Genomic DNA, 19,228 nt, shown 5'->3' with positions numbered 1-19,228 from the left:
GCCTTCAGACGAAGACCGCGAGCTTGAAGTCACCGCCGTCAACGGCGCGCGGCGAAACACCAACTCGCGTCCCGGCCGGGCCGCGACAATAGCGTGTCCTCGATCCGACACAACCTCTTGACCGCAAATGAGGCAGCTGCCGAACCGTCACGCAACACATTCAAACATACCAGAAATACATTGTATTTCAATGCATTGTGACGCATATTTGAAGTAATTGGGAACCCCGCTCGCGCAAGCTTGCAGGCAAGCCATCCCCGCAAATGTGGCGCCAGGCGCCTCAACTTCCCTTGGGCTTCTTGCCGTCCGGCTTTTCCTTCAGCGCCTTCAGCGCCGCGAAAGGATGATTTTCCGGATCAGCCGCTTCAGGCTTCTGTTCAAAGACCGCATCCACCTTGCGCGGATACGGGTCTACGCCGAGGAACAGCGCATCGGTGGCGAGCCGGCCGATGTCGATGAAGCCGCCGACGATCGGCTCCGGCGGGTCCGGCGTTTCCTCATCGCTGCCGTCGGCGTCGTCGACCAGGTCGGCCATTTGGGGAATCTGCTCGGGCGGCGCGAACACCACGTCGATCGGCTCATCGATCTCGTTCTCGATCGGATCGAGCGTCACCACGCAGGTCTGCCCGACCCTGGCCTTAACTCTGCCGGTGACGTGGTAGCTGCCGTCGCGCTTGGGCTGCAGATCGAACTCCGCATGCGCGGAGACGACTTCCCGCAACCCGGCAACTTCGGCCATCGCCTTGCGCGCCGCTTCGTCGGCCGCGATCTCGCGATGCAGGCCGGTCTCCGGGATCTGCGCGACATTGACGAGAACCCGCCAGGGGTCGCGGTCGCGCCGTGCATCGGGCTGCCCTGTGGTGCCGCCGCTCATGCCGCCGTCCCCGCAGCCTGTGGTACCGGAAAGCGCCACGCGCCCTTGGCCAACGCCGCGAGATCGGCGCGCGCCAGCCCTTCCATCGCCACCCTGGCATAGACGGCGAGCTGGCGGGCCTTGTCGATGTTCTGACCGTTGAGGATGTTCTTGCAGAACGACTCGGCCAAGGCCGTCTCGCTGTCGGTCAGCGCCAGATCATAGGCCGCGGTGCGGCCATAGAAGGCTTCACCGAACGCCTGCATGCGCTTCGGCACCGTGAGGTCGCCGACGCCCATTTCGCGCAGATTGTCGTCCATATCGATGCAGAAATGATCGAACAGGGCCTGGGACAGCCCCGCGCCACCCTCGACGGATTTCAGTCGCCGCAGCACCAGCCACAAGTGCATCAGAAGCAGGTCAAAACGGCCGTTAACCGTGTCCGGAACGCCCAAGTCACGGTAAAACAACGGTTCTCGCGCCTGCGTCACGATCATGCCATAGATGGTCTCAATGGTGCTGCGCGCGGGCACCCGGGGTCTTCTGAAGTGATTGAACGGCCAAAGCATGACGGGTTCCGGCTGCCGGTCCCCAAAGGGTCGCCTGTTGAGAGGTCGCCCATTGGAGCTCGGCATGATTGCAATCCATTGAGCTGCCCGGTACGTCAATGCCTCGGCCGATGCAAGGGGACGGATCAGTTCCGCCGATGAACCACACGCTTTCACGACAGTCTCGCGCCGCTTCCGCGCGCGGGTTTTTTTCGCGTCTCCGCGCCGTCGCGGCGATCGGCCTCGTCTGCGCCGCGCTCGGCGGCTGCGCCGGCGAACAATTCCAGAAGGGCTACATCCTGCCGGAAGGGGCGCTCGAGCAAATCCCGATCGGCGCGAGCCAGGACCAGGTGCTCATCGTGCTCGGCACGCCCTCGACGGTCGCAACGCTGGACGGCGAGGTGTTTTATTACATCTCGCAGCGGACCTCCCGCCCGGTCGCCTTCATGAATCAGCGGGTGATCGACCAGCGCGTGATCGCGGTCTATTTCGACAAGAACCGGCAGGTGCGCCGGCTCGCCAATTACGGCCTGAAGGACGGCAAGATCTTCGACTTCGTCAGCCGGTCCACGCCGACGTCGGGCCAGGAAATGTCCTACCTGACACCGCTCTTCAAGCTGCTGAGCTTCAACTAGAGCGAAGTGGACTCCGGTTCGCGTGAAGAAACGCGTCAAACTGGAGTCCAAAGCATAGGCCGCTGCGCCAAGTTGTCGCTTGCCCGACGGGCAAGCGGTCCCCTAGTTTGCTCGCAACAAGAGCCTGAGCAGGGGGTAAACGCATGAGAGCCAAGAGATTTTCCCGTCGTACGGTATTGTCGGGCACGGCCGCATTGACGGCCGCGTCGATCCTGCCGCGCGCGAGCCTCGGCGCCGGCGACTGGCGGCCAGCCGAGACCGTCCGCATCATCGTGCCGGCGGCGGCGGGCGGCTCAACCGACGTGATGGGACGGCTGCTCGCCGCGCATTTGCAGCCGCTCTGGGGCCAGTCGGTGGTGGTGGAGAATCGCTCCGGCGCCGGCGGCACCATCGGCACATCCGAGGTCGCGCGCGCCAAGGGCGACGGCCACACCATCCTGATCGGCAATCCCGGTCCCAACGCGATCGCCTACAGCATCTTCCGCAACCTCACCTACAAGGCCGACCAGTTGCAGCCGGTCTCCAACATGATCCGGATTCCGAACATCGTGTCGGCGCATCCATCGACCGGCCTCAAGTCGATCCCCGAATTGATCGCCTTCCTGAAGAAGAACCCCGACAAGCTCACCTACGGCTCGTCCGGCACCGGACAGAGCCCTCACCTCACCGGCGCCTGGTTCCTGCAACTCACCGGGCTGAAGATGACGCACGTGCCGTTCCGCGGCGCCGGTCCCGCATTGCAGGCCGGGCTCGCCGGCGACATCCAGATCCTGTTCGACAATCTCTATCCGTCGCTGCCGCAGGTGCAGGACGGCAAGCTCAACGGCCTCTGTGTCACCACGCCGGAGCGCAGCGATTCCGCACCGAGCCTGCCGACGATGCGCGAGGGCGCGCCGGAACTGGCAAATTTCGACGTCTCGTCCTGGTTCGGCGTCTTCCTGCCGAAGACCGCGCCTGCCCCGGTGCTCGACGAGCTGAACCGCCAGGTCAAGGCGATGCTGGAGCGCGACGACGTCAAGAAGAACATCGCCGGCATGGGCGCGCGCGCCGACTACGGCACGCCCCAGCAGTTCTCCGATTTCGTCAATGCGGAGACGAAGAAGTTCGCGGCGATCATCGAGAAGGAAGGCTTGCAGATGGAGGTCAAGTAGCGGCCGCCGTCACAAGCATTCCTGAGCATGTTGCGCCTCATGCTACGACGACTTGTTGATCTTCTTGACCTTGGCGTCGGTTGCTTCAATCGACATCGCCAGTTCCAGGATCGCCTTCGAGAGCAGCTCGATGGCCTCCTTCTGATCCTGTGATTTGGAAGCGCGGAGCGCGTAGTTCCGTGCGGATGAGAGCGACATCGATTGATCTCCGTGTTGTTCGCGTCTGCTTCAAAAATAAAACCCCGCGGCTTTCACCGCGGGGCTTCGCTTCAGTTGTGTCCGCCGCTCAGTGCGCCAGGATCGCCAGCAGCAGCAGCGCCACGATGTTGGTGATCTTGATCATCGGGTTCACCGCCGGGCCCGCCGTGTCCTTGTAGGGATCGCCGACGGTATCGCCGGTCACCGCGGACTTGTGGGCGTCAGAGCCCTTGCCGCCGTAGTGGCCGTCCTCGATGTATTTCTTGGCGTTGTCCCATGCGCCGCCGCCCGAGGTCATCGAGATCGCGACGAACAGACCGGTGACGATGACGCCGAGCAGCATGGCGCCGACCGCGGAGAATGCCGCCGACTTGCCGGCTGCGCCGCCGCCCGCGATGGCGTAGATCAGGAAGTAGACCACGATCGGCGACAGCACCGGCAGCAGCGACGGGATGATCATCTCCTTGATCGCCGCCCGGGTCAGCAGGTCGACCGCCTTGCCGTAGTCCGGCTTGTCGGTGCCCTGCATGATGCCGGGCTTCTCGCGGAACTGACGGCGCACTTCCTCGACGATCGCACCGGCGGCGCGACCGACCGCGGTCATGCCCATCGCACCGAACAGATACGGCAGCAGGCCGCCGAACAGCAGGCCGACCACGACGTAAGGATTGTTCAGAGAGAAGTCCGGGTTGACGCCCTTGAAGTAGGCATGGGCGTTGGCGTCGCTGATGAAGAATTTGAGGTCCTGATTATAGGCCGCAAACAGCACCAGCGCACCGAGACCGGCGGAGCCGATCGCGTAGCCCTTGGTCACCGCCTTGGTGGTGTTGCCGACCGCGTCGAGCGCGTCGGTCGACTTGCGCACTTCCTTGGGCAGCCCCGCCATCTCGGCGATGCCGCCGGCATTGTCGGTGACCGGGCCGAAGGCGTCGAGCGCGACGATCATGCCGGCCAGCGCCAGCATGGTGGCGGTCGCGATCGCGATGCCGAACAGGCCGGCCAGGCTGTAGGTGACCAGGATGCCGGCGATGATCACGATCGCGGGCAGCGCGGTCGCTTCCATCGAGACCGCGAGCCCCTGGATCACGTTGGTGCCGTGACCGGTGACCGAGGCCGAGGCGATCGACTTCACCGGGCGGTAGTCGGTGCCGGTGTAGTATTCGGTGATCCAGATGATCAGGCCGGTGACGACGAGACCGACCACGCCGCACCAGAACAGCGCCATGCCGGTATAGTCGACGCCGTCGAGCTTGCCGAAGCCGACCAGCCAATTGATCACGAGCGCGACGCCGACCAACGACAGGATGCCGGTGGCGATCAGGCCCTTGTAGAGGGCACCCATGATGGACTGGCTCGCACCGAGCTTGACGAAGAAGGTGCCGATGATCGAGGTGATGATGCAGATGCCGCCGATCGCGAGCGGCAGCGTCATCATGTTCACCAGGATCGGCGTCTTGGCGAAGAAGATCGCCGCGAGCACCATGGTGGCGACCGCGGTCACCGCATAGGTCTCGAACAGGTCCGCCGCCATGCCGGCGCAGTCGCCGACATTGTCGCCGACGTTGTCGGCGATGGTGGCCGGGTTACGCGGATCGTCCTCGGGGATGCCGGCCTCGACCTTGCCGACGAGGTCGCCGCCGACGTCCGCACCCTTGGTGAAGATGCCGCCGCCGAGACGGGCGAAGATCGAGATCAGCGAGGCGCCGAAGCCGAGCGCCACCATGGCGTCGACCACGGTGCGGCTGCCCGCTTCGAGACCCATGAACTTGACCAGCACCATGAAGTAGATGGTGACGCCGAGCAGCGCGAGACCGGCAACCAGCATGCCGGTGATCGCGCCCGCCTTGAAGGCGAGCTCGAGGCCGCCGGCGAGCGAGGTGGTTGCCGCCTGCGCGGTGCGGACGTTGGCGCGCACCGAGACGTTCATGCCGATGAAGCCGGCAGCCCCCGACAGGATGGCGCCGATCGCAAAGCCGATCGCCACGAGCAGGCCCAGGAAGTAGGCCAGCACCACGAAGATCACGATACCGACCATGCCGATCGTAGTGTACTGCCGCCGCAGATAGGCCTGTGCGCCCTCGCGCACCGCGGCCGCGATTTCCTGCATGCGCGGATTACCCGCATCCGCGTTCAAGACCGACTGCGTCGCCCAGATCGCGTAGACGATGGAAAGCGCCCCGCAGAGCACAATCAACCATAAAGCTGTCATGTTGCCTCAGATCCTTGATGTAACCCCCGCGCCTTCTTGTGCCGCTAGGGGGCGGCAGGCGCTTATTTTGCGAGGACAATCCTCCCCAAAAACGGATTGCCTCAAATCGGGCGCGACCTTGCCAAAATCGTTACCGCTGTGCAACGCCACCTGTGGCCGAAATCGCCGATATCGGCAGCTATTTAGAAGGAAAATCGGCGCGATCAGGCGCGGGAAGTCCAGCGCGGCTTCCGTTCCGACGCGTTTTCTTAACGTGAACCGGTGCCCGCTTCGCTCGAAACCGCTCTAGAAATGGCTGTAGGACAGCCGCTTCAACTTCAGTTCCCGGCCCTGCCCGTCAAGGAAGCTTGGTGGCGACGAGCCTGCGATCAGGCCGCCGATTGCGGTTACCGCGATCTTGGCCTGCCGTGCGTCCCGCAGAAACGCGTCGACATGATCGCTCGGGACCGCGCACAAGAGCTCGTAATCATCACCGCCGGCCACCAAGGTCTCGATGTCGATCGCCTTGCGCGCGAGCAGCCCTGCAGCTGCAGCCGACAACGGGACACTCGGCACATTGATCACGGCCGTCACACCACTGGCTGCACAAAGCTTGGTCAGATCGCCGGCAAGACCGTCGGACACATCCATCGCGGCGCTGGCGTGGGTGCGGACGGCCTTGGCCAAGGCGTTGCGCGGCTGCGGAACACGGTAACGGGCGGCAAGAAAATCCCGCCCGACGACATCGTCCGCCAGAGCCGCGGCGACCGGGCCCCCCTGGAGCACATCGAGACCGAGCGCGGCGTCTCCGATCGTACCGGTGACGAACACGCGGTCGCCGGCCTGCGCTCCCGCGCGATGCACCATCGTGCCCTGCGGCACCCGGCCGAACGCGGTGATCGAGATCATCAGCGGCCCCGGTGTCGAGACCGTGTCGCCGCCGAGCAGCGGGCAGCCGAAATCTGCGGCGTCCTCGCCGAGCGCCCGGGCAAACGGCTTCAGCCAGGCCTCCTCGGCGCCGCGCAGCGCCAGCGTCAGCACGAAGCCCGCCGGCACCGCGCCCTTGGCGGCGATGTCGGAGAGGTTCACCCGCAGCGCCTTGCGCGCCAGCGTGTCGGGCGGATCATCCGGAAGGAAGTGCACGCCCTCGACGATGGCGTCCGTGGTGACCACGATGTCCTCGCCATCAGCCCTCAGCGCGGCGGCGTCATCGTCGAGCCCGAACGCCCCCGGATCGGTCGCGAGCGGCTTGAAATAGCGCGCGATCAGGGAGTCTTCGCCGGATATCGGTTTGTCGCTCTGCGTCACGATAGCAGCCCCGTCATCCTGAGGTGCGAGCGGAGCGAGCCTCGAAGGATGCACGGCCCCAGCCGGGCCGTCGCCCTTCGAGACGGCCGCTGCGCGGCCTCCTCAGGGTGACGGTCAAGCGATCATATGTCTCCACTCAGCTCCGCACAAACTCGTCGCCGCGGAACTGGCGCGCGATCTGGTCGAGCACGGCGTTGACCATGCCGGTTTCGTCCTTTTCGACGAAGGCGTGCGCGACGTCGACATATTCGGAGACCACCACGCGGCCCGGCACGTCCTTGCGGTGCTCGAGCTCGTAGGAGCCTGCCCGCAGCACCGCGCGCAGGATGGCGTCGATCCGCTTCAACGGCCAGCCCTTCGACAGCGCCTCGTCGATCAGCGGATCGAGCCTGGCCTGGTCGCGCACCACACCGGAGACCACGTCGCGGAAAAACGCGGCTTCCGCCGGCAAATATTTCTCGCCCTCGACCTCGTTGCCGAGCCAGTGGCTCTCGAACTCGGCGAAGATGTCGTTGATGCCGGCGCCGCCAATGTCCATCTGGTAGAGCGCCTGCACCGCCGCGAGCCGTGCCGCGCCGCGGCGGTTGGCCTTTCTGTCGGGGGCTTTCGCGGGCTTCTTGTTGTCAGCCATGGTCAAGCCTTTGCCAGGCGGCGTTTGATCCGCAGCATCGCCAGCGCCGCACGCGCCGCGTCGCCGCCCTTGTTGAGTTCACTGGCGCGCGCCCGCGCCCAGGCCTGCGCCTCGGTGTTGACGGTGAGGATGCCGTTGCCGAGCGGGAATTTCCGGCTGACGGCCAAATCCATCAATCCGCGCGAGGACTCCTGCGAGACGATCTCGAAATGGATGGTGTCGCCGCGCACCACGCAGCCGAGCGCGATCGCCGCGTCATAAGGCTTGCCGTTCGTTTCAGCCGCATCGATCGCGATCGCGATCGCCGCCGGAATCTCCAGCGCGCCCGGCACCGTGATCACGTCATGGCTGGCGCCTGCGGCCTTGATCTCGGCAAGCGCGCCTTCCAGCAGCGCATCCTGGATGTCGTCATAGAACCGCGCTTCGACGATCAGCACGCGTGCGCCGGTAATGTCGGTCTGGTCCTTCAGGGGTGCGCGCCGCGCGTCAGCCATTGCAATACCAATCGGAACTTGGGGAGGAGTTGTGCAGCGTTTTAGGCGCAGCAGGGGCTAAAGCCAAGGGCAATACTGGCCCGGATGTCACCGCGATCAGCCCGATTTTTCAGGCCGGGTTCGCCTGCAATGCATAGGCCGCCCGGGCTGATAATCGCCCGAGGCGCATAGGCAGATAGGGACGTCTGTGTTGGCCGCAATGCCCAGGCCGAAGCTATTTCATCTCCGACAGCCGCGCCGCGTAGCGGGCCATCAGATCGACCTCGATATTGACCTCGCTGCCGGCCTTCCAGCCGCTCAGGGTCGTGACAGCAAGCGTGTGCGGGATGATCAGCACCGAAAAGCCGACATCGTCGACCGTGTTCACGGTCAGCGACACGCCGTCCAGCGTGACCGACCCCTTCGCCGCGATGAAACGCGCCAGTTCGCGGCTGGTTCGCAGCTCGAAGCGCGCCATGTCGGGCAGGTCCTCGCGCTTGACGATGGTGGCGATGCCGTCGGCATGCCCGGCCACGACGTGACCGCCGAGTTCGTCGCCGATCTTGAGCGCGCGCTCGAGATTGAGCCGGCCGCCCTGCCGCCAATGCTTGGCGGTGGTCATGCCGAGCGTCTCGGCCGCGGCATCGACATCGAACCAGGTCTTGCCATCGGCGGTGCCGGAGGCGACGACGGTGAGGCAGACGCCGTTGCAGGCGATCGAGGCGCCGTCGGCGATCGTGATCTGGTCGTAGTCGCAGGCAATTCGCATGCGATGCAGTTGCCCCTGCGCGACCTGCTTCAGGCTGGTGATCTCACCGATATCGGTGACAATTCCGGTAAACACAACAAAACCCCTTACTCTTCGTCATGCCCGGGCTTGTCCCGGGCATCCACGTCTTGGCCGCACGCTAGATGGAAGTCGTGGATGGCCGGGACAAGCCCGGCCATGACAGCCTACGAACGATCATAGATCGTTAAAACATCTTCACCGAGGGTTTCGCTAGCACGAAGCCGAAAGGCCGGCGACTGCGTGATTGCGTCGAGCGGCATTGCGTCCAGCGCGGGAACGCCGCCGGCACCGATCGCATCAGGTCCGCGCAACAGCCAGATCTCATCGACCAAGCCGCCTGCCACGAAAGAATTTGCCACGCGCGATCCGCCCTCGACCAGCAGCCGCGAGATCCCCTTCTCCGCCAGCGCATGCAGAACGGAGGGCAGATCGAGCCCTTGGGGCGCGCTGGCGGTGACGCGGATCACCTGCGCGCCGGCGGCACCTAACTTCACCGCGGCAGGCGCCTCCGCCATGTCAGATGTCAGCACCCAGAGCGGCGTCTCGCGCGCCGAATGCACCAGGCGGCTGTCGCCCGAAATCCGCAGCGCGCGATCCAGCACCAGGCGCACCGGCGAGCGCGCCGCCATCCCCGGCAACCGGCAGGTCAAAAGCGGATCGTCGGCCTTGACCGTGCCGATGCCGACCAGGATCGCGTCGCTCTGCGCGCGTAGCAAATGCACCCGGGTCCGCGCGGCCTCGCCTGATATCGCGACCGGCTTGTGGCCGCTGGCTGCGATCTTGTCGTCGGCGGACACCGCGAGCTTGAGGATCACATGCGGGCGCTTGTCGCGGATGCGGCGGAAGTGTCCGGCATGGTCGCGCGCGGCCTCCGCCGCGCACAGCCCGACGTCGACCGCGATGCCGGCGGCGCGCAGCTTGGCATGCCCCTGCCCCGCGACTTCCGGATTGGGATCCTCGATCGCCGAGACGACGCGGGCGAGCCCGGCCGCAACCACGGCGTCCGCACAGGGCGGCGAGCGGCCGAAATGCGAGCAGGGTTCGAGCGTCACATAGAGCGTGGCGCCGCGCGCGGCATCGCCTGCGCGCCTGAGTGCCTCGACCTCGGCATGCGGGCGGCCGCCTGCTTGCGTCCAGCCGCGGCCAACGATGACGCCGTCCTTGACGATCACGGCGCCGACCGCCGGATTGGGCCAGGTACGCCCGAGCCCGCGCCGGCCAAGCGCCAGCGCCAGCTGCATGAAGCGCAGATCGGCTGCCTTTGCCGCTTCCTTGGCCTCTTTGGCCTTCTGCGCGAACTGGTCTTCCAGAATGCGGAAGATCATTTGCGTAGCGTCGCGAGCCGCGGGTCCTCTTCGCCGGTCAATTCGTCGAGCACGGCCTCGAAGTCCTTGGCCTCGCGGAAATTACGATAGACCGAGGCGAAGCGCACATAGGCGACGTCGTCGAGCTGGCGCAGATGCTCCATCACGATCTCGCCGATCGCCTCCGAGGAGACCTCGGCCTCGCCGCCGCTTTCGAGCTCGCGCACGATGGTGGACACCATCTTCTCCACCCGCTCGGATTCCACCGGGCGCTTGCGCAAGGAGATCTGCAGCGAGCGCACCAGCTTGTCGCGGTCGAACGGCACGCGGCGGCCGTTGCGCTTGATGACGGTCAGCTCGCGCAGCTGCACCCGCTCGAAGGTCGTGAAGCGGAAGTTGCAGGCCATGCAGACGCGCCGCCTGCGGATGACCGCGGAGTCCTCGGTCGGACGCGAGTCCTTGACCTGCGTATCGAGAGAATTGCAGCTCGGGCAGCGCATCCGACGGGACCTCTACACGAGCATGATCCGGAAAAGTGCGAAGCGGTTTTCCGAAGAGATCATGCTCAAAAAAACGATACGGACCTTTTACTGATAGATCGGGAAGCGATCGGTCAGCGCCTTGACGCGCTCCTTGATCGCGGCCTCGACCAGCGGCGCCTTGCCGTCCGGCGACTGCGCCAGCGCGTTCAGCACTTCGGCGATCATGCCGCCGACCTGCTTGAACTCGGCGACGCCGAAGCCGCGCGTGGTCGCCGCCGGCGTGCCGAGCCGCAGGCCCGAGGTGACGAACGGCTTTTCGGGATCGAACGGAATGCCGTTCTTGTTGCAGGTGATGGCCGCGCGCACCAGCGCCTTCTCGGAGATGTTGCCCTTCAGCCCCTTCGGCCTGAGGTCGACCAGCATCAGATGGTTGTCGGTGCCGCCGGACACGATATCGAGGCCGTGGCCGCGCAGCGTCTCCGCCAGCGCCTTGGCGTTCTCGACCACGTTCTTGGCGTAGACCTTGAAGTCGGGCCGCAGCGCTTCGGCGAACGCGACAGCCTTGGCGGCGATGACGTGCATCAGCGGACCGCCCTGCAGGCCCGGGAAGATCGCCGAATTCAGCTTCCTGGCCAGCGTCTCGTCATTGGTGAGGATCAGGCCGCCGCGCGGGCCGCGCAGCGACTTGTGCGTCGTCGTGGTGGTGACGTGGGCATGCGGCACCGGCGAGGCATGCACGCCGCCGGCGACGAGGCCCGCAAAATGCGCCATGTCGACCAACAGATACGCGCCGACCGAGTCCGCGATCTCGCGGAAGCGCTTGAAGTCCCAGGCGCGCGAATAGGCCGAGCCGCCGGCGATGATCAGCTTCGGCTTGACCTGCTCGGCCAGCTTCTGCACTTCGTCCATGTCGATGATCTGGTCCTCGCGGCGCACGGTGTAGTGTGCGGCCTTGAACCACTTGCCGGACATGTTGACCGGCGAGCCGTGGGTGAGATGGCCGCCGGCCGCGAGGTCGAGGCCCATGAAGGTGTCGCCGGGTTGCAGCAGCGCCAGAAACGCCGCCTGGTTCATCTGGCTGCCGGAGTTCGGCTGGACGTTGGCGAAGCCGGCGCCGAACAGCTTCTTGGCGCGCTCGATCGCCAGCGTCTCGGCGACGTCGACCCACTCGCAACCGCCGTAGTAGCGCGCGCCCGGATAACCCTCCGCGTATTTGTTGGTCATCACCGAGCCCTGCGCCTCCAGCACGGCGCGGCTGACGATGTTTTCCGAGGCGATCAGCTCGATCTCATGACGCTGCCGGCCGAGCTCGCCCTTGATCGCGGCGGCGATCTCGGGATCGGCCTCGGCGAGACCAGCCGTGAAGAAGGAATCGGGCGCGGAAGCGGTCTTGGTGGATGAGGTCATCGGCGAAATATCTCCACCGCCGCAAGCCTTTAGGCGGGATGCGGACGGTCACGAGTGGCGGTCGAAGCTGGTTTCAGAGCGTTATCACATCGCCCCAAAATGGCCAAGCGGTTGCGGTCCCTGCCGGTCAATTATGCCAGATATGGTGGGGATGGCGGGGATTGCCAACCGGCCGGACGGCCGCCCCCGCCACCCGGTTCCAGCCGGCCCGGCGAACACGGCTGAGCCGGCCGCCGCATGGAACGTGACGCCCCTTCCCGACCGCGCGGGATTCAGGGACAAGACGACCAGCGCCTTAAGGTTTACAAGCGCTACTCGCGCAACCACGCGACATCGGACTCGCTTGATCATGTCGCGCGCGATTCGCGTTGCATTGTCTCGCGAGACGGCAAGACGATTTTTGAATCGTCCGATTTTTGAATCGTTCAACACTGGATCGATTCAAAGCTCTCACGCGATGCGTGCAATTGCCCGTCATGCGCCGTTGTCCCCCGGTCACACGGACAAGCTTTGCGCGCAACTTCGACAGCTTCTAACCGCGCGCAGGCCGCTCGCGAAAATCACCGTGATAACGACTCGCTCAAGATTTTTTTATGGAGCATGGAATAAATGTCGTGCACGTGGATTCGGCCGCAGCGGTTTGCCGCTTCGGCTGTCGCGGTGCTTTCGGTTGTCGGTGCGGACGATGTCTTCGCCCAGACGCAATTGCCGTCCGTGACCGTCGAAGCGCCGCAGCGGCAGGCGGCGCGATCACAGCAGCCGTCGCAACGAGCCGCACGCCCGCGCAGCGCCTCGCGCCGCGCAACGGCCGCGCCAGTGGGCGCGCAGCCACAGACCGCTCAGCAGCCCGCGGGCGCCGGCGGCGGACACGAACGCGCCAACGGCCCGGTCACCGGCTATCTGGCGCGGCTGAGCGCCAGCGGCACCAAGACCAGCACGCCGATCATCCAGACCCCGCAATCGGTGTCCGTCATCAGCGCCGAGCAGATCCGCGACCAGAAGATCGTCAGCAAGTTCGACGAGGTGCTGCGCTACACGCCAGGCGTCATCGGCGGCACCTATGGTGCCGATTTCCGCAACGACTGGTTCATGATCCGCGGCTTCCCCGCGCAGAACGAGTCGCTGTTCCTCGACGGCCTGCAGCTGTTCTACACCTCCTATGCGAGCTGGAAGCTGCAGCCCTTCAATCTCGAGCGCGTCGAGGTGCTGCGCGGTCCATCCGGCATCCTTTATGGCGGCTCGGCGCCGGGCGGCCTCGTCAACGCGGTGAGCAAGTTGCCGCAGGCGGAGCCCATTCGCTACATCGAGACCGGCGTCAACAATTTCGGCAACGGCTATACCCAGTTCGACATCGGCGGCGCGACGGCGCAGCCCGGCAATGGCCAGGTGCAGTACCGCCTCGTCGGCCAGGCCCAGGGCGGCGGCACCCAGACCGACTATGTCTACGACAACAACTTCTTCCTTGCCCCGTCGGTGACCTGGCGGCCCGATGCCGACACCAGCCTCACCGTGTTCGGCATGGCCTCGCACAGCAACACCCGCGCGCTGAACTTCCTGCCCTATGTCGGCACCGTCACCAGCGCGCCGTTCGGCCGGATTCCGACCAGCCTGTTCGTCGGCGATCCCAGCGCCGACCAGTTCCGCCGCGACCAGCAGATGGTCGGCTACCAGTTCCAGAAGAGCGTGACCGACAGCGTCGATTTCCGCCAGAACGCGCGCATGGCGCATGTCGACGTCTATTATGCCGGCCTCTACGGGCTCGGCTACGCGACGACGCCGGCCGCCGCCGACATCACCCGCGGCAATTTCTACACCCGCGGCATCGCCACCCAGCTCAACCTCGACAATCAGCTCGAATACCGCTTCACCACCGGCGCGCTGCAGCACACCGCGCTGGTCGGCGTCGATCTGAAATATTACGGCATCGACGACCGCCAGGGTTTTGGCATGGGCACGAATCTCAACGTGCTCAATCCGGTCTACGGCACCAACCTGCCGTACAGCGGCCCGCTCTATCAGAACGGCTATCTCGCCCAGGGCATGGCCGGCCTCTATCTGCAGGATCAGGTTAAGCTCGACCGTCTGACGGTCGTGCTGTCCGGACGCCAGGACTGGGTCGATCTCACCAACAACAACCGGATCGGCGCGTCCCAGGGCCGCGACGACAGCAAGTTCTCCGGCCGTGTCGGCGCGATCTACAATTTCGACAGCGGCGTTGCGCCCTACGTCTCCTACATGACGGGCTACAATCCGGTCATCGGCACCACCGCGGCCGGCCAATTGCTGCTGCCGGAAACCTCCGAGCAGACCGAGGTCGGCGTCAAATACGAGCCGGTCGGGCTCAACGCACGGTTCGGCGTCGCGTATTTCGACCTCAAGCGCAAGAACGCGCTGACCACCGATCCGAACAACCCGCTGTTCCAGACCCAGAACGGCGAAGTCACCTCGCGCGGCGTCGAGCTCGAGGCGGTCGCGAACATCACGCGCGACTTCAAGCTGGTGGCGAGCTACACCAATTACGAGCTGTTCGTCAGCAAGGATCTCAATCCTGCGCTGATCGGCACCGTGCCGACCAACGCGCCGCGGCAGCTCGCCTCAGTGTGGACCGACTACACCTTCCGCGACGGCCCGCTCACGGGCTTCGGCTTCGGCGGCGGCGTGCGCTATGTCGGCTCGTCCTTTGCCGACACCGCGAACACCGCGCGCGTCCCTGGGGTCGTGCTGGGCGATCTCGCCTTGCATTACGAATGGGACAACAACTGGCGCGCGGCGCTCAATGTCGTGAACGTCACCGACAAGATCTACGTCGCGAGCTGCGCGACCATCAGCTCCTGCTACTACGGCGATCGCCGCCGCATCACGGCGAGCCTCGCCTACAAATGGTGAGCTGAACATTCCGTTCACGGAAAATCATGTGACCGAGAGGCCGCATTCGGCCGCCTCGCTTTTTTCGCCGTCGTCAGGGTGGTGTCAGCTTGTCGCGCTAGGTTTCGCGTCGCGGCGATATTTGCCGTGCCCAGACTGGCCCGCTCCGAAATGCGAGCCCCGGAGCGGGCCTTTTACGGTCTGGTCGCGCGCTAATCCTCGTTCGCCTTGAATCGCCCGACCCCCTTGAGCACGAACGGCGCCAGCAGAGCGATCAGCGCGATGCCGAGCAGCGTCGCCGACATCGGGCTTTGCAGCAGCACCATGGGATCGCCGAGGCTGATCGCCAGCGCGCGACGCAGCTGGCTTTCGGCGATCGGCCCGAGGATCAGCCCGATCACGACGGGCGCGATCGGGAAGTCGAACCGGCGCATCAGAAAGCCCATCACGCCGAACGCCGCCAGCATCGACAGCTCGACGACCGACGGCTTCGCCGCGATCGTGCCCATGGTCGCGAATACCAGGATGCCGGCATAGAGCCAGGGCTGCGGAATCGCCAGCAGCCGCACCCAGAGCCCGACCAGCGGCAGATTGAGCACCAGCAGCATGCCGTTGGCGATGAACAGGCTCGCGATCAGGCCCCACACCAGGTCGGGCCGCTCCGCGAACAGCAGCGGCCCCGGGTTGAGGCCGTATTGCTGGAAGCCCGCCAGCATCATTGCAGCCGTTGCCGAGGTCGGCAGCCCGAGCGTCAACAGCGGCACCAGCGTGCCGGCGGCGGACGCGTTGTTCGCCGCTTCCGGCCCTGCGACGCCTTCGATCGCGCCCTTGCCGAATTCCTCGGGATGCTTGGTCAGTCGCCGCTCGGTGGAATAGGACAGGAATGTCGGGATCTCCGCCCCGCCGGCCGGCAGCGCCCCGATCGGAAAACCGAACAGCGTGCCGCGCAGCCACGGCTTCCACGACCGCCGCCAGTCCTCCCGCGTCATCCACAGCGAGCCGCGCACCGGCTCGAGCTTCTCCTCGGCGTGATGACGGCGCGAGGCGACATAGAGCGCCTCGCCGACCGCGAACAGGCCGACCGCGAGTGTCGTCACCTCGACGCCGTCGAGCAGCTCGGGAATGCCGAAGGCAAGCCGCGCCTGACCGGTCAGCTTGTCGATGCCGACCAGCCCGAGCGTCAGGCCGATGAACAGGCTGGTGAGGCCGCGGACCGGCGAGTCGCCGAAGGTTGCCGACACCGTGACGAAGGCGACGCACATCAGCGCGAAGTAATCCTCCGGCCCGAAGCGCACCGCGAAATCGACCAGCCATGGCGCGAGGAATGCGAGGCCGATGGTGGCGATGGTGCCGGCCACGAACGAGCCGATCGCCGAGGTCGCCAGCGCCGGGCCGCCGCGGCCGGCCTTGGCCATCTTGTTGCCCTCGAGCGCGGTCGCCATCGACGCGCTCTCGCCCGGCGTATTGATCAGGATCGCGGTGGTCGATCCGCCATACATGCCGCCGTAATAGATGCCGGCGAACATGATCAGCGAGCCGCCGGGATCGAGCTTGTAGGTCACCGGTAGCAGCAGCGCGACCGTCAGCGCCGGACCGATCCCCGGCAACACGCCGACCGCCGTGCCCAGGAACACGCCGATCAGGGCGTAAAGCAGGTTAATCGGCTGCATGGCGACCGCCATGCCGTGCGCCAGCGCGGCGAAAGTGTCCATCACAGCAGTCGCTCCAGCGGGCCGGCGGGCAGGCTCAGCGTCAACAGTTTGTCGAACGCGAGATAAATCAGGGTCGTGATCACGAGCGCGATGGCGATGTCGGTAAGGACGGCGCGGCGGCCGAAGGCTGCCGACGTGGTCACGAACAGCGCCGAGGTGGCGAGGATGAAGCCGCCGCCAAAGCCGATGATCGCGATCAGGAGCACAAGGCCGCCGATGATCAGTCCCACCGGTTTCGGATCCATGCTCTCGCGCGGCGGCAGCTTGCCGCGCAGCGCGTCGATCAGATTGCCGATGGCGAGGATGACGAGGCCAATCGCGATCACGATCGGCATCGCCTCCGGCCCCATGCCGTACATCGTGGTGGACGGCAGCTTGCTGGCGTCCCACACCAGCACCGCGGCAAGCACCGCAAGCGCGGCCGCGATGACGACACCGGCGCGGTCGACGCGCCGCGGCGCAGGATTTTCGGAAGCCGCGTCCGGCATCACGACTTCACGAGGCCGACGGACTTGAGCACGTCGGTGACACGCACGATTTCCTTCTTCAGGAAATCCGCGAAGGCATCACCGCCGAGATAGGCGTCATCCCAGCCCTTCTGCTTCAGGATCTCCTTCCAGGCGTCGGACTTCACCATCTTCTCGACGGCATCGCTCAGCACCTTGCGCTGCTCCGGCGTGATGCCGGGTGGTGCGACCACCGAACGCCAATTGGCCAGCACGAGGTCGATGCCCTGCTCCCTGAAGGTCGGGATGTCGACGCCGGGTAAACGCTGCGCCGAGGTGACGCCGAGCGCGCGCAACTTGCCGGCCTTGATCTGGCCTTCATATTCGCTGAGGCCGGAAATGCCGGCCGTGACCTTGCCACCGAGAATGGCTGCAAGCGACTCGCCGCCGCCCGAGAACGGAATGTAGTTGATCTTCTTGGCGTCGGCGCCGACCGTTCCCGCGAACAGCGCCGCCATCACATGGTCGACGCCGCCGGCCGAGCCGCCGGCAAAGGTCACCTTGGCGATATCGGCCTTCACCGCGGCGGCGAGATCCTGCGCCGTCTTGATCGGCGAGTTCGCCGGCACCACAATGACCTGGGTCTCCTCGGTGAGGCGCGCGATCGGCGTCACCTGATCCAGCGTCACCGGCGACTTGTTCATGGCGAGCGCGCCCACCATGACGAAACCGTTCACCATCATCTGGTTGCCGTCGCCCTTGGCGCCGTTGACGAACTGCGCGATGCCGACGCTGCCGCCGGCGCCGGGAACGTTGGTGACCTGGACGCTGCGCGCGACACTGGAGGCGACCAGCGCCTGCTGCATCGAGCGCGCCGTCTGATCCCAGCCGCCGCCGGGCGCCGCCGGCGCCATCAGCTTGAGCTCGAGTTGCTGCGCGGGCGCCGGACCGCTCGCCCCAAGCAACAGCGCGACGACCGCGCCGACCAGGCGCATGTGGGACGGGATCATGGGGCTTCCTCCTGAATTTTCGGAAAGCAGCCTGCCGATCGCCGGCTGCATCCGGTCACGTGATCGCATCGCCACTCGGACAGCGCGGTCCCTTCGGGTCAGGAATCGCTCGCCGATCTCGCGTCTGCGTGTCTCTAGCGACCATTCGCCACAGCCTTCGGCAAGCCGGAGGGCGCGGCTAGCCAGTGCAGCAAATCGCCGCACCATCTTCGGTCATTTTTCGCTTGCTTTGATTCGGAACGGATCACCAACGCACGCCTGGTTCTAGGAACCTTTGCCATTTCTTCCCGTTCCACCTCGGCCGATTGATACGGCTATTGGAGGAGAGAACATGAACTTTAAGACCATTGTCGCGGCATCTTTGCTTGCTGCTTTCGTCACGCCGGCATTTGCAGCGGACGAATTCTACGTCGTGCAAGACGTGAAGACGAAGAAGTGCACGATCGTCGACAAGAAGCCGGTCGACACGACGACCACCGTCGTCAGTCCGTCGGGCACTGTCTACAAGACGCGCACCGAAGCCGAGACCGGCATGAAGAGCGTCAAGGTCTGTACCTCGAACTAGGAGGCGATCGCATGCCAGTCATCATTCTCTGGGCTGTGCCGGCGATCATCGTGATCGGCGGCGGCGTCTACCTGATCGGCCATATGCACTGAAGGCAAGGAGACCTCTTATGAAGAAATTGGCTATCGGCTGCATCATGGCAGCAGCGTTCGCTACCGCCGCGCATGCCGCAACCACCATGCCCGCCGCGCCGGCGGACAGTTCGACCATCGCCAACTACTACAAGCAGAACGTCTACGACCCGAAGGAATCCAAGATCGGGACGATCGACGACGTGCTTGTCGACAAGTCCGGCAAGGTGACCGGTCTCGTCGTCGGTGTCGGCGGTTTTCTCGGCGCCGGCGAGAAGGACGTGATCGTGCCATTCACGGCCGTCAAATCTCAAAAGAAAGACGACAAGTGGTGGCTCACGCTCGACGAGACCAAGGACAGCCTGAAGGCCGCGCCTGGTTTCAAATACGACCGCGCAAGCACGACCTGGAAGCCGGAGAACAAGTAGCGCCGACGTCCCGCCTGCTCACTGAGGGCAGGCGGGACGCTGCGGCAGATCACTCCACGGGATGGTGACGCTGCGCTCGAAACGCAATGCGCCAAACAACGAAATGGCCCCAGCACCTTTGGGGGCCTGGAGGCCGGTGCTGGGGCCGTTTGCCTGATCCGGG

Annotated in this window: 19 protein-coding genes; 5 read left to right on the top strand and 14 right to left on the bottom strand. The window is 65.3% G+C overall.

Features of this window, described 5'->3' with window-relative positions; all coding sequences use genetic code 11:
* Positions 1–280 precede the first annotated feature (280 nt).
* Together JEY66_RS21700 and JEY66_RS21695 are read right to left on the bottom strand one after the other, a co-directional pair.
* Positions 281–874: a YceD family protein gene (locus JEY66_RS21700; RefSeq protein ID WP_018271913.1), complete on the bottom strand. Its 594-nt coding sequence runs from the start codon at positions 872–874 to the stop codon at positions 281–283.
* Positions 871–1,422 carry a ubiquinol-cytochrome C chaperone family protein gene (locus JEY66_RS21695; RefSeq protein ID WP_026192838.1) on the bottom strand — a complete coding sequence of 184 codons (552 nt, stop codon included), beginning with the start codon at positions 1,420–1,422 and terminating at the stop codon, positions 871–873. The genes JEY66_RS21700 and JEY66_RS21695 overlap by 4 nt, the downstream gene beginning before the upstream one ends.
* Before the next feature lie 137 nt (positions 1,423–1,559).
* On the opposite strand from JEY66_RS21695, the gene JEY66_RS21690 reads away from it, so the two are divergent.
* Both JEY66_RS21690 and JEY66_RS21685 read left to right on the top strand, forming a co-directional pair.
* Positions 1,560–2,036: an outer membrane protein assembly factor BamE gene (locus JEY66_RS21690; RefSeq protein WP_018271914.1), complete on the top strand. Its 477-nt coding sequence runs from the start codon at positions 1,560–1,562 to the stop codon at positions 2,034–2,036.
* A 143-nt stretch (positions 2,037–2,179) separates the two neighbouring features.
* A complete protein-coding gene (locus JEY66_RS21685) occupies positions 2,180–3,187 on the top strand; it encodes a Bug family tripartite tricarboxylate transporter substrate binding protein (RefSeq protein WP_026192839.1) in 1,008 nt (335 codons plus the stop codon).
* A 42-nt stretch (positions 3,188–3,229) separates the two neighbouring features.
* On the opposite strand, the gene JEY66_RS21680 is transcribed toward JEY66_RS21685, so the two are convergent.
* From JEY66_RS21680 to glyA, 9 genes are all read right to left on the bottom strand, one after another.
* Entirely contained in the window at positions 3,230–3,385 is a 156-nt protein-coding gene (locus tag JEY66_RS21680; protein WP_016844991.1) for a hypothetical protein, read from the bottom strand.
* Between the two features lie 88 nt (positions 3,386–3,473).
* On the bottom strand, positions 3,474–5,594 hold the full coding sequence (locus JEY66_RS21675; RefSeq protein WP_026192840.1) for a sodium-translocating pyrophosphatase: 2,121 nt from the start codon (positions 5,592–5,594) through the stop codon (positions 3,474–3,476).
* Between the two features lie 285 nt (positions 5,595–5,879).
* Positions 5,880–6,881, bottom strand: a complete 1,002-nt coding sequence (gene thiL, locus JEY66_RS21670; protein ID WP_018271917.1) for a thiamine-phosphate kinase — start codon at positions 6,879–6,881, stop codon at positions 5,880–5,882.
* Positions 6,882–7,017: 136 nt separating this feature from the next.
* Complete coding sequence (gene nusB, locus JEY66_RS21665) at positions 7,018–7,512, bottom strand: transcription antitermination factor NusB (RefSeq protein WP_016844994.1); 495 nt, start codon at positions 7,510–7,512, stop codon at positions 7,018–7,020.
* Positions 7,513–7,514: 2 nt separating this feature from the next.
* Positions 7,515–8,006: a 6,7-dimethyl-8-ribityllumazine synthase gene (ribH, locus tag JEY66_RS21660; RefSeq protein WP_016844995.1), complete on the bottom strand. Its 492-nt coding sequence runs from the start codon at positions 8,004–8,006 to the stop codon at positions 7,515–7,517.
* Between the two features lie 214 nt (positions 8,007–8,220).
* Positions 8,221–8,829: a riboflavin synthase gene (locus JEY66_RS21655; RefSeq protein WP_018271918.1), complete on the bottom strand. Its 609-nt coding sequence runs from the start codon at positions 8,827–8,829 to the stop codon at positions 8,221–8,223.
* Between the two features lie 110 nt (positions 8,830–8,939).
* Positions 8,940–10,100: a bifunctional diaminohydroxyphosphoribosylaminopyrimidine deaminase/5-amino-6-(5-phosphoribosylamino)uracil reductase RibD gene (gene ribD, locus JEY66_RS21650; protein WP_016844998.1), complete on the bottom strand. Its 1,161-nt coding sequence runs from the start codon at positions 10,098–10,100 to the stop codon at positions 8,940–8,942.
* Positions 10,097–10,579, bottom strand: a complete 483-nt coding sequence (nrdR, locus tag JEY66_RS21645) for a transcriptional regulator NrdR (protein WP_016844999.1) — start codon at positions 10,577–10,579, stop codon at positions 10,097–10,099. The genes ribD and nrdR overlap by 4 nt, the downstream gene beginning before the upstream one ends.
* A gap of 87 nt (positions 10,580–10,666) precedes the next feature.
* Positions 10,667–11,968 carry a serine hydroxymethyltransferase gene (gene glyA / locus JEY66_RS21640; RefSeq protein WP_018271920.1) on the bottom strand — a complete coding sequence of 434 codons (1,302 nt, stop codon included), beginning with the start codon at positions 11,966–11,968 and terminating at the stop codon, positions 10,667–10,669.
* A 609-nt stretch (positions 11,969–12,577) separates the two neighbouring features.
* Between glyA and JEY66_RS21635 the strand changes: the two genes are divergently transcribed.
* Positions 12,578–14,854, top strand: coding sequence for a TonB-dependent siderophore receptor (locus JEY66_RS21635; RefSeq protein WP_018271921.1), 2,277 nt, complete (start codon positions 12,578–12,580; stop codon positions 14,852–14,854).
* A 191-nt stretch (positions 14,855–15,045) separates the two neighbouring features.
* On the opposite strand, the gene JEY66_RS21630 is transcribed toward JEY66_RS21635, so the two are convergent.
* The 3 genes from JEY66_RS21630 to JEY66_RS21620 are packed head-to-tail and all read right to left on the bottom strand — an operon-like array spanning position 15,046 to position 18,001.
* On the bottom strand, positions 15,046–16,545 hold the full coding sequence (locus tag JEY66_RS21630; protein WP_018271922.1) for a tripartite tricarboxylate transporter permease: 1,500 nt from the start codon (positions 16,543–16,545) through the stop codon (positions 15,046–15,048).
* On the bottom strand, positions 16,545–17,033 hold the full coding sequence (locus JEY66_RS21625; protein ID WP_018271923.1) for a tripartite tricarboxylate transporter TctB family protein: 489 nt from the start codon (positions 17,031–17,033) through the stop codon (positions 16,545–16,547). Before JEY66_RS21625 ends, JEY66_RS21630 begins: the two co-directional genes overlap by 1 nt.
* Positions 17,033–18,001, bottom strand: coding sequence for a Bug family tripartite tricarboxylate transporter substrate binding protein (locus tag JEY66_RS21620; protein WP_026192841.1), 969 nt, complete (start codon positions 17,999–18,001; stop codon positions 17,033–17,035). Before JEY66_RS21620 ends, JEY66_RS21625 begins: the two co-directional genes overlap by 1 nt.
* Positions 18,002–18,332: 331 nt before the next feature.
* Here JEY66_RS21620 and JEY66_RS21615 point away from each other — a divergent pair, with 331 nt between their 5' ends.
* Positions 18,333–18,566, top strand: coding sequence for a hypothetical protein (locus JEY66_RS21615; RefSeq protein WP_016845005.1), 234 nt, complete (start codon positions 18,333–18,335; stop codon positions 18,564–18,566).
* Between the two features lie 109 nt (positions 18,567–18,675).
* Positions 18,676–19,065 carry a PRC-barrel domain-containing protein gene (locus JEY66_RS21610; protein WP_016845006.1) on the top strand — a complete coding sequence of 130 codons (390 nt, stop codon included), beginning with the start codon at positions 18,676–18,678 and terminating at the stop codon, positions 19,063–19,065.
* The last annotated feature ends 163 nt before the right edge of the window (positions 19,066–19,228 follow it).

Source organism: Bradyrhizobium elkanii USDA 76 (assembly GCF_023278185.1).
Taxonomy (GTDB): Bacteria; Pseudomonadota; Alphaproteobacteria; order Rhizobiales; family Xanthobacteraceae; genus Bradyrhizobium; species Bradyrhizobium elkanii.
Note: the sequence above shows the minus strand (reverse complement) of the source record. Positions and strands in the feature narration are given on the sequence as shown.

Excerpts from the sequence above, each read along its gene's own strand:
- JEY66_RS21700 (WP_018271913.1), bottom strand. The coding sequence starts at position 874 with ATGAGCGGCGGCACCACAGGGCAGCCCGATGCACGGCGCGACCGCGAC.
- JEY66_RS21695 (WP_026192838.1), bottom strand. The coding sequence starts at position 1,422 with ATGCTTTGGCCGTTCAATCACTTCAGAAGACCCCGGGTGCCCGCGCGC.
- JEY66_RS21690 (WP_018271914.1), top strand. The coding sequence starts at position 1,560 with ATGAACCACACGCTTTCACGACAGTCTCGCGCCGCTTCCGCGCGCGGG.
- JEY66_RS21685 (WP_026192839.1), top strand. The coding sequence starts at position 2,180 with ATGAGAGCCAAGAGATTTTCCCGTCGTACGGTATTGTCGGGCACGGCC.
- JEY66_RS21680 (WP_016844991.1), bottom strand. The coding sequence starts at position 3,385 with ATGTCGCTCTCATCCGCACGGAACTACGCGCTCCGCGCTTCCAAATCA.
- JEY66_RS21675 (WP_026192840.1), bottom strand. The coding sequence starts at position 5,594 with ATGACAGCTTTATGGTTGATTGTGCTCTGCGGGGCGCTTTCCATCGTC.
- nusB (WP_016844994.1), bottom strand. The coding sequence starts at position 7,512 with ATGGCTGACAACAAGAAGCCCGCGAAAGCCCCCGACAGAAAGGCCAAC.
- ribH (WP_016844995.1), bottom strand. The coding sequence starts at position 8,006 with ATGGCTGACGCGCGGCGCGCACCCCTGAAGGACCAGACCGACATTACC.
- ribD (WP_016844998.1), bottom strand. The coding sequence starts at position 10,100 with ATGATCTTCCGCATTCTGGAAGACCAGTTCGCGCAGAAGGCCAAAGAG.
- nrdR (WP_016844999.1), bottom strand. The coding sequence starts at position 10,579 with ATGCGCTGCCCGAGCTGCAATTCTCTCGATACGCAGGTCAAGGACTCG.
- glyA (WP_018271920.1), bottom strand. The coding sequence starts at position 11,968 with ATGACCTCATCCACCAAGACCGCTTCCGCGCCCGATTCCTTCTTCACG.
- JEY66_RS21635 (WP_018271921.1), top strand. The coding sequence starts at position 12,578 with ATGTCGTGCACGTGGATTCGGCCGCAGCGGTTTGCCGCTTCGGCTGTC.
- JEY66_RS21630 (WP_018271922.1), bottom strand. The coding sequence starts at position 16,545 with ATGGACACTTTCGCCGCGCTGGCGCACGGCATGGCGGTCGCCATGCAG.
- JEY66_RS21625 (WP_018271923.1), bottom strand. The coding sequence starts at position 17,033 with ATGCCGGACGCGGCTTCCGAAAATCCTGCGCCGCGGCGCGTCGACCGC.
- JEY66_RS21620 (WP_026192841.1), bottom strand. The coding sequence starts at position 18,001 with ATGATCCCGTCCCACATGCGCCTGGTCGGCGCGGTCGTCGCGCTGTTG.
- JEY66_RS21615 (WP_016845005.1), top strand. The coding sequence starts at position 18,333 with ATGAACTTTAAGACCATTGTCGCGGCATCTTTGCTTGCTGCTTTCGTC.
- JEY66_RS21610 (WP_016845006.1), top strand. The coding sequence starts at position 18,676 with ATGAAGAAATTGGCTATCGGCTGCATCATGGCAGCAGCGTTCGCTACC.